The sequence below is a fragment of the Nioella ostreopsis genome, assembly GCF_004000255.1.
Lineage (GTDB): Bacteria > Pseudomonadota > Alphaproteobacteria > Rhodobacterales > Rhodobacteraceae > Nioella > Nioella ostreopsis.
The window spans coordinates 1-9,672 of sequence record NZ_RCIQ01000045.1 but is presented as its reverse complement, the minus strand read 5'-3'; the positions used below and the strand labels follow the sequence as shown (position 1 = coordinate 9,672).

Annotated in this window: 7 protein-coding genes; all 7 read left to right on the top strand. The window is 54.1% G+C overall.

Annotation, left to right across the window (positions count from 1 at the left end; translation table 11 throughout):
* The first annotated feature begins 715 nt into the window (after positions 1 to 715).
* From EP237_RS22395 to EP237_RS22365, 7 genes are read left to right on the top strand one after another with little or no spacing between them, the layout of a single operon-like run.
* Complete coding sequence (locus tag EP237_RS22395; protein WP_127563045.1) at positions 716 to 1,870, top strand: trypsin-like peptidase domain-containing protein; 1,155 nt, start codon at positions 716 to 718, stop codon at positions 1,868 to 1,870.
* Between the two features lie 9 nt (positions 1,871 to 1,879).
* A complete protein-coding gene (locus EP237_RS22390) occupies positions 1,880 to 2,890 on the top strand; it encodes a vWA domain-containing protein (protein WP_127563044.1) in 1,011 nt (336 codons plus the stop codon).
* Positions 2,891 to 2,897: 7 nt separating this feature from the next.
* Positions 2,898 to 6,968, top strand: coding sequence for a serine/threonine-protein kinase (locus EP237_RS22385; RefSeq protein WP_127563043.1), 4,071 nt, complete (start codon positions 2,898 to 2,900; stop codon positions 6,966 to 6,968).
* The gene (locus EP237_RS22380) at positions 6,965 to 7,327 is read left to right on the top strand and encodes an FHA domain-containing protein (RefSeq protein WP_127563042.1); all 363 of its coding nucleotides are present in this window, start codon (positions 6,965 to 6,967) and stop codon (positions 7,325 to 7,327) included. Before EP237_RS22385 ends, EP237_RS22380 begins: the two co-directional genes overlap by 4 nt.
* A 12-nt stretch (positions 7,328 to 7,339) precedes the next feature.
* Positions 7,340 to 8,110, top strand: a complete 771-nt coding sequence (locus EP237_RS22375) for a MotA/TolQ/ExbB proton channel family protein (protein WP_206052345.1) — start codon at positions 7,340 to 7,342, stop codon at positions 8,108 to 8,110.
* 33 nt (positions 8,111 to 8,143) lie between these two features.
* Positions 8,144 to 8,692, top strand: coding sequence for an FHA domain-containing protein (locus EP237_RS22370; protein WP_127563040.1), 549 nt, complete (start codon positions 8,144 to 8,146; stop codon positions 8,690 to 8,692).
* Positions 8,693 to 8,701: 9 nt separating this feature from the next.
* Positions 8,702 to 9,592, top strand: coding sequence for a PP2C family protein-serine/threonine phosphatase (locus EP237_RS22365; RefSeq protein ID WP_127563039.1), 891 nt, complete (start codon positions 8,702 to 8,704; stop codon positions 9,590 to 9,592).
* Positions 9,593 to 9,672: the final 80 nt, after the last annotated feature.

Here is a 9,672-nt window from a genome sequence, read left to right as displayed (position 1 = left end):
GCTCTTCGGTGGACTGCCGCGGTGATCTACGGATAATGCCCCTCCTATGATTGTCGACATATCTAGGTGAAGCATGAGTGACATAGAGTACGACCGCCTGACCGATCTTCCCCTTAGAGATGCTTGGGCGCACGAGGCCCTAGAGTTCATGTCACAATGTAAAGCGCATACAGTGAACCAGGTTGGACCTGCCGTCCGCGAAACTCGCTCGTTTCCATTCCCCTGGCAAAACGAGCACTTCTCGGATTCAGCTTCATTGCATCACGGGCGCGCACTTTACGCACTTGCAGCAGACCACTCTCCTTGATCGTTGACAAGATATGGAAACGCAACAATCTGGGTAGTCAGAAGAACGCTGCGCAACGAAGCAATAGGTGAAAGGGAATCTGAAAATTCGTGAAATTGTGTGACGAGCACGGGCACTCCTGCTTGGGACTCTACCCTTAAGTGGTGATCCCCATGACAAGTAGGGGGCCTCTCGTCCCATTCGTCTCCCGCGATGAGGGCTTGCGATAATTCGGCATCTTGCGCATTGTTCACTTGCGCACAACTTGCTCTTTCTGCAAGAGTGTTGCCAAACTAGTCAATTTTTTCAGGGACTTGGTTTTTGCGTCTACTTTGTGCTTGTGCTGCCATTGCCATAGTGTGCAGCATCACTCCCTTCTCATCGAGTGCAACGCCTCGTGCTGCTGACCTCAAGGAGCGGTCAGTTCGAGTGATCGTTTATGAAAACGGCCGACCGGTAGGAACCGGAAGTGGTGTATCGATTAGCGCCGACGGATTCGTTCTCACCAATCACCATGTTGTTGAAGGTGCTCATCGTGTCAGTGTTCAACGTGAAGGTGTAGGCGAGGAGATCGATGCACAAGTTGTGGAACTGGATGAGATGCGTGATATTGCGCTCCTCCGTATTCCAGCTGGATTGATTGATGTAGCTATCTTGTCTGCGGCCGCACATGAAGATGGAGCACCCGTTTGGGCTGTTGGATATCCTGGTGATGCGGATGCAATGATGTTGGCGACGGGTTCGACGTTGACTGACGGAATTATTTCTCGGCAGTTTGAAGGCCACTGGTCGAGCAGTGGGAGCCTACCGATCATCCAACACAGTGCCGCGATTAACCCAGGGAATAGCGGCGGCGGTTTGTTCAATGAGTGCGGAGAGCTAATCGGCCTGAATACTGCTGTTCCATCAACAAGCATAATTCGAGACGCACAAGGCCGCATCGTCTCCGCGAGAACTGGTTCTGGTATCTCATTTGCTTCAGCAGCGGCAGCGTTGATAACATTTTTGGACGAGACAGGTCATGGCGACCTGCTTACGCCCGTAACAGAACCATGTGTGGTAGCGTCGACTTTTTCTGGCAGCGACGCCCCTGTCGCGGCGTTGAATGATCCCGCTTTGCGGATTGCGCTAGCGTTATTGGCATCGGGAGTGCTGGCGGCGCTACTGCTTAGTGCGCGTCCAAGGCAGGTCATAATCGAACGAGCCAGTCAGCTGATCGGACGCCGAAACTCTTCTCGATCAGTTGATGCTGAAGAGGTGGCGAGCAGTTTTGACGCGATAGTGAAGGTGTCGGCAATTATTCCAAGTGGCCATGACCTTTCAAAACACTACACGCTGAACGCCAATGAATGCCTAGTGATTGGGCGGCACCAAGCTCTGGCCGATTTTGTCTTGGCGGACGAACAGGTTTCGCTTCGCCATCTAAGGATACGTCGCGCGGCAAATGGAACGTTGTTGGCTGAAGATCTAAACTCCACAAATGGCACGGATCTTGATGAGAAGAGGCTTGAGCCGTTTGTGCCTCAGCAGATTACGCCGAATTCAAGCCTCCGCATTGGACAAACTAAAATCGTTATTTCCTGAGGGCCAGAAATGAAGAAAAAAAATCGCGAAATCTCGATTTTCAGCATGTCTGCGCTCGACCTATTTGCTTCGGCGCTTGGTGCGTTCATCGTTCTTGCTGTCGTCTTTCTTCCCTTCTTCCCAAATACCGGAGATCATCCACGAATAAGCGAAGAATTTGAGGCTCAATTGGTTCAGGCACAGCAGGCGCTTGCAGAGGCGCAAGCTGATGCGGCTGCGGCAAACGCTCGTGCAGAGGCTGCTCAGGCCGCAGCTGATGCAGCACAGGCGGAAGCGGCCCAAGCCCAGGCAGCGGCTGCTGCTGCCCAGGCTGACGCAAACGCTGCACGAGCTGAAGCTGCACAAGCGCAAGACGACGCAGCGGCGGCTCAATCTCGTGCTGACGCCGCTCAAGCTGCCGCATCTGCTGCTCAGGCGCAGGCACAGCAAGCGCAGGCTGCGGCTGACGCTGCAGAGGCTGCGTTGGAAGGTGAAGTCGAAAGAACAACGATTCTCGGGATCGAAACACGAGCACAGAGGATTGTGATTGTCCTGGATCTATCGGGCAGTTTGGATGAAAACGCGGGTGTGGCACTATCAGAGAGTTCATTGCAGCGAATTCTTGACGCCTTGCGCGACCCGGTCGAGGTTCACCTGTTGGGATTTCACGCGCCGTCTTCTCAAACTGTGTTGCGTGATTACCCATCCGGTAATTCCTTCACGCAAGTCGGCGGAAACCGTGCGCGGTTGCAGCGAGAAGCTGTAGGGTGGCTTGCAAACAATGGGGGCACCACACCGACGCGTGAAGCAATGGCACGTGCGATCTCGCTGGCTCCAGAAGCGATAATCCTAATCACCGATGGGCAGCCCAACGGCAATGCGCGTGACGTGGTCAATTCGATCACTGCTGCGAACCGAACCGGGATAGAAATTCACGCGGTGGCGGTTGGAGCGTTTTATACAAGCCCAGAATTCACGGAATTCCTGGGTGCGCTTACCTCCCGCAATGACGGCAATCTAGCCGCTGCGATATCGAACTGAGGGTGCCATGACTGACCTGATGCATGGCTTGCCCAAGGGAACGCGGATTGATGGTTTCGAGGTGCGAGGAATTCTGGGGCATGGAGGGTTTGGGATCACATATCTCGGTCATGATCTGACCCTGGATATGCCGGTAGCAATCAAGGAGTATATGCCGGTTGATCTTGCCGTCCGCACCCCGGATCTTTCGGTGCATGCAAAGTCGACGGGTGAAAAGTCCGACTTTGACTGGGGGCTAAATAGCTTTCTTGCAGAGGCGAGGACGGTCGCGCGATTTGATCATCCGAATATCGTAAGGGTTCTCCGGTTTTTCGAGCAACATGGGACAGCCTATATCGTCCTTGACTACGTGCCGGGGGACACACTTTCCCAAGCACTCGCTCTATCTGGAACTCTGAAGTTCACGGAGCTGTCCGAAATCCTCGATGGAGTGCTCGACGGATTGCAGGCACTTCACGAAAGTGGTGTTCTACACAGAGATATCAAGCCGGGAAACATCATACTAAGGGAGGCTCGCGGGCCTTTCTATGATCGCAAACAGCCCGTGTTGATTGATTTCGGCGCGGCCCGACAAATGGTTGGGGCAAAATCTCGGTCGCTTACCGCAATTGTAACGCCAGGATATGCTCCGATAGAGCAATACTCCACCCATAGTAATTCGGGTCCTTGGACGGATATCTATGCCCTCGGGGCTGTAGCCTATCGCGCAATTACAGGGGCACCTCCGCCGGATGCGATAAACCGAGTGCGCCGCGATCCTTTCAGCCCCCTTTCAGGAGAGAATGCACAGGGATACCCGCTACATTTTATCTCGGCCGTAAACGCATCGTTGCATTTTGATGAGGAAGATCGTCCACAAAGCGTCGCTGAGTTCCGGGCGATGCTTTCGGGAGAAGCTGAGCCAGAGGCCATGGAGCCCGCAGCAGAACATAACACGGCAATCGACAGTGTTCGTGATGCTTCATCTGTATCTGCCTCCAGTGCGAACTCTGCGCGGGAGGAAGGCTCTCAAAACGCTGTTGCAAAGGCGCGAAGATTTCGCAAACCGCTGGTTGCGCTCGGAGTGTCGGCTCTCATCGCGATCATAGTGGCGGGTATTGCGCTGACGATCCTTCCTGCGCGAACAGAGCGTCTTGCCTGGGAGGAGGTTTTGGCTCTCGATACCCCAGCGGCATACAGTAGCTTTATCGCGAGCTTTCCGTCCAGCGATCATCGAGATGATGCGGAAAATGCGCTCAGAAGGCACCAAGAAGCCGAAGCGCTTTCTGAGGAAGAAACCGCCGCATGGAGCTTTGCACAGAGCGAAAACTCCTCAACCGCTTATGAGTCCTTCCTGACAGATTATCCGGATGGCATGCATGCGGCAGAGGCCGCAGCGGCAAGGGACGCTGCTCTTGAAATCGAAAGGGACGATGCAGCTTGGTCCCAGGCTGTGCTACGCGATAGCGTGGATGGATACGAAACATATATTTTATCCTTTCCGAACGGGTCCCATGCCGATGAAGCTGAACAGGCGCTGGCGGCTTTGAACGCCGAGGCAGAAAGTGAACTAGAAGCGGCCCGATTGGCAGATGATGACGCTGCTTGGGCCAATGCAGTCGCAGAAAATAGCTGGTCAAGTTATATGGCCTATCGCTCTGCGCGACCGGATGGCCGTCATTCGGACGAAGCATTCAGGAGGGCGACCGACCTTAGCCTTGAGGCCTGGCAGGATGTCGCGGGTGCGGACACGATCGCATCTTACCGCGACTACATCGACGAGTATCCTGGTTCGATTCGTGAAGGTGAAGCACGGGCTCGTTTGGCTGCACTTGAAGTTGATGAGGACGCGTGGTCGGAAGCGACTCGGATCAACACTGAGCATAGCTTTCAAACATACTTGAACGAGCAACCTCAGGGTCGTCATCGCGTCGATGCAGAGGCTGCCATTGCAGGGATCAGGGAGGAGCAGGAAGCGCAGGCTATCGCTCAAGACGGAGCGGCATGGGCTGAAGCTCAGGCGCTCGATAGTTGGTCGGGGTATTTGGCCTACCGCGCGAGCCAACCTGACGGCGCGCATTTTAGAGAGGCCCTAAGTCGGGCTACGTCTCTCTCTGTCGATGCCTATACGCTAACGTTAAGGATCGACACCATTGATAGTTTGGAAGCATTCCTAGCAGACTACCCTGGCAGTGCATTTGAAGCGGCTGCAAGGGAACGGCTGGCTGCACTACAGGCCGATCAGGTTGCATGGGACGATGCGACGTCTTCCGACACAGAAACCGCTTATCAAAGCTACCTGCAGGCACAGCTAGAAGGGCGCTTTCGGGAGGAGGCTGCTGCTGCTATCAATTCGCTGACCAGTCCGGACCTCTCCCCCCTTGTGCAGGAATGCGATCGTTTGGCGGGGCATCCGTCGCTGGCACAGGACTTCGCTCCTATTCCGCCCGTGCCCTTTGCCGAGATTGACGCGGAAGCCGCGATAGCGGCCTGTCAGGCAGCAGTTAACGCCTATCCTGACCATCAACGCTCCGTGTATCAATTGATCCGTTCGGCCGACCATGTTGCGGGAGCGGTCGCATCAAGCCCGGTCTACATGCAAGCTCTTGAGGAGATTTGCGATACCGGTGCGACCGCTTTGACAGCATTGGGGTGTCGTTTCCTTGGCTACATCATCCGCGATGGTGAAGATGGTCACCCACCGCGCCCTGAGGAAGCGGCGCAACTATTCCGAAGAGCTTGTGAAATCGGCGCGGGCAATGGAAGTGCCAATGCCTGCAATGATTTGGGGAATCTTCAAAGCAATTCTTCTCTTGGTTCTCCGGATGCGAACGCGGCACTAGAGAGTTATGCGCGTGCCTGTGATCTTGGTGAAGCCTTTGGATGTTCGAATGCAGCACAGCTACTGAGAAGTGATGAGCCGCCGAACGACTACGCTGCCGCGTTTGATTTTGCTGAACGCGGCTGTGAGATGAATGATGGCGAGGGAACCGGATGGAGCTGCTATCGGCTAGGCGGAATAAACTACCGCGGTGAGGGGCTCGAAGCACCAGACTACGAGGCTGCGCTAGATTACTTTGTCATGGCCTGCGAACTTGGTGTCGCGATTGGTTGCCACGACGTTGGTTGGGTCTTGCGAAATCGCGACGAGGTGTTGGACGCCGAACAATCCTTGTCGTTCTACGAGCTTGGTTGTGAGTTAGGTAATGGTGAAAGCTGCCGTTTAGTAGGTGTCATGCTTGTGGGTGGGGAAACGGATCGGGGAAGGGATCAGTCTGGAGCGTTGGAGGCCTACCGCCTTGGCTGCAGCATTGGCGATCAGTGGAGCTGTCTCAATGCAGCATACCTTCTGGACAGTGGGCCAAATTCTCTGCGAAACCCGAGAGAGGCACAAACCATCTACAGCGATCTCTGCGATGTAGCAGAAGCCACCGCTCCAGTGGCGCGTGCGTGTCTGGCTTTGGGAGAAATTCGAATCGATGGAAACATGTCCCCCGCCAATTTGGCTCTTGCCGCGGATGCCTTTGAACAGGGCTGCTTATTAGATGTCGAAGGTGAAAGCGAAGAGGCTTGTTACCGTCTTGCTGGAATGTATGTGTTCGGCTCGTCAGGCAGGGAGCCGAATGAAGTTCTAGCTCTTGGTCTTTTCAGGGATGTCTGTGACGGCACGACCGAATGGTTCACCGGAGAAGCTTGTTATGCTGCAGGCTCTCTTGCCTACCAGAATTATCTTTCCAGCTACGGCAGGGAAATCGAATCTGCTGCAGATGCGGCGCGCTATTTCCTAGCTTCTTGTGAACTGGACAACGCTGATGCGTGTGGAGAGTTGGCAAGAGTGGCTGTCGAGGTGCGATCGGGAATTGGCTCGGAAGCAGAACAAATTGCGGCCGATGCGCTCTTGAGCGCAGCTCATCTGGACGATCTGACTTGGGTCGATTGGTTTGGCGATCTCTTTGACCGCGATGACGATTTCCATCGCGAGATTGTCCGTATTCTTCAAAGGGTCTTCACTAACCAAGGAAACTACTCGGGCGCCATCGACGGTCTTTGGGGTCCAAATACAAGAAGCGCGTTCAACTTTCAGCAAGGGCCGGGATGAAACATATGAAGCATTCCTACAAAACCTATACCGTAGGCCGTTCGCCTGATTGTGACTACGTCATCGAACACCCCACGGTTTCCAGACTACATGCTGAGATGGTCGTGACCAGGGATGGGCAATTCCACCTGACCGATCGGGTCAGTTCTGGTGGAACCTTCGTGCTCGGCCCCGATGGATGGGAAAGAATCAAACAAGCATTCGTAAGGGCAGACGACACTGTCCGCCTGGCTGAGGCTGAACTACGGGTCGGTGATGTGCTCGCCAAGATCCAAGGCGCAGGGAAGGCCGTTCCAGCCCAATCGAAGGGGCGAGTTCGGCGCAACATCGAAACCGGTGAACCGGAAGCGAGATCGTAAGAGGAGACATTGGTGAAAAATCGTTTGGCAGTTGCAGCGGCTTCGCTGGCATTGGGGGCAGTCTTCATCGCGGCTTTGAGTTTTGCCTTGCCCCCGCACACCACAATGGGCTCGGTATTGTTGGACCGGGACACACGTATGTTCACATATCCTTTCACGATCCAGAACGTGATGTGGCTATGCTTCTTTGTCGCCCTAGGGGAGCTCTGGCTGCGACGGTCAGACGCGCGGCGTGAGCATGCCCAGTTGCGACAGGGTCTGTTGCCAGAGGACGAGGAGACACTTCTGCAGCCTCAGGATCTTGCACCGATAATGGTCAATTTAAAACAGAATGCAGACACCGTTCACTCCTACCTCCCACGCCTCCTGAAGCGTGTGATCCTGCAGTTTCAGGCATCTCGCTCAATCGACCAAGCGAACTCTCTGATGAACACCAGTCTCGAACTCTACCAGCACGAGATTGATCTGAAATACAACATGCTACGCTACATCACGTGGCTGATTCCGACACTTGGTTTTATCGGCACAGTTGTGGGTATTGCTGCCGCACTTTCAAGCGCCGGAACCTTTCCCGGAATTGAGAATCCCGCTCTGATTCCGCCATGGATGCGCCTTCTGACAAGTGATTTGGGGGTCGCTTTCTACACAACGCTTCTGGCTCTCGTGCAGTCTGCGGTCTTGGTTTTTGTCCTGCATATCATGCAAGAGCGTGAAGAAATGGCGCTGAACCTAGTCGGCCAATACTGCATGGATAACCTCATTTCCCGACTGTATCTGAAATAGGCGACAAAGTGCGCCGCGACTTGGAGAAATAGTATGAAGCGTGGACCCGATGGAAACCCGATCGAAGCTGCTGGCGGTAATGTAGAGCGCACGGCTCTTCCGAAGAAGCCTAGTGCAAGAGAAGAGGAAAAGGGGCAGCTCTATCGCGGGCCTGACCCTAGAGAAATCGGCGCCATGGATAGTGACAAGACGCGATTGATCCGCAGTTCAGGCAAACTGCAAGATGGTGCTGACGAGAAGGGTCCGGTGGTTGGCTGGGTCGTCATTATCGACGGCCCTGGGAAGGGCAATGCTCTTGAGCTCGGCTTTGGAAACAACAGGATCGGGCGGGGAAGTGATGCCGAGCTTAGCCTTTGTTTCGGTGATGAGGCGATCTCAAGAAAGAACCACTGCAACATAATCTTTGATGGCCGCAGCTCAAAGTTCTATATCCAACCGGGAGAGAGCAGAAACCTCACCTACCTGGGTGATGACGCGGTTTTGGACAGTCAAGAATTGTCGACACACGATAAGATTGGATTGGGTAAAACAACGCTCCTGTTCGTTCAGCTTTGTGGCGATTCATTCACTTGGGAAGATTGAGGACGACGATTGTTTGAGACGCCCCTTCCAAACGCAATCGGTGTCGCCGCTATCCTTGGGAAACGAACAGCTCAAGAGGATGATTGCGGCTTCACTGTAAACCGCAAGCGACTCTTGGATGAGGAAAGCAAACTCTTCTTCGTCCTTTGTGATGGAATGGGCGGGCATGTAGGCGGGAGAGTTGCCAGTTCGACTGCTGTCAGTGCAGCGGTTGAAGAAGCGACTGCTGTAATATCCCAAGGCAATGAAAACCTTTTACTAGGGTTGGAAGCTGCGAATAGGGCAATTCAAAGAAAGATAATTGAAGAACCACACTTGTCCGATATGGGCACTACCTTCCTGTCCATACTTATAAGTAAGTCGGGGTTGGTTTGGTGTAGCGTTGGTGACACGGCACTTTTTCTGTATCGTGGCGGTGAGATTCAGCGTCTGAACGAAGATCACTCGGTCGGTCCAGTTCTCGACGAGCTTGTTGCACAAAACAAAATCGAAGCGGGTCACGCCGCTCATGACCCCAACCGTTCTGTTCTTCGATCAGCACTCACCGGTGGCGAGATCGCGCTGATAGATGATCAACCTGATCCTCTCATTCTCAGACGCGGCGACAAAATACTCATGGCGAGCGACGGTCTAGACACACTTAGCATGCAAGAAGTCACAGAAATCTTATCGCTGGATGGACCCGCACAAGAACTGGCGTCCAGACTGGCTGAGAATGTCTTGGGGATGGATAAACCGCGTCAGGACAACACAACAGTTATCGTGATCGATCCATCAAGACTTGGGTGGCCACTTCGAATAGCAGGCTACAGGTCAGCCGAAAAACGAGAGGGTAAAATGAACAGTGGAAGTCTACTGGCACGGATCCTGTCGTTCTTCGAAAAGCCCTCCAAAGACTGAGTTTCCTCTTTTCAGAGCTTTGAAGTGCAAGAATGCAACGTGGCTTTGAGTGCATTGGCTGGCCTGATCTGACTGGTCCG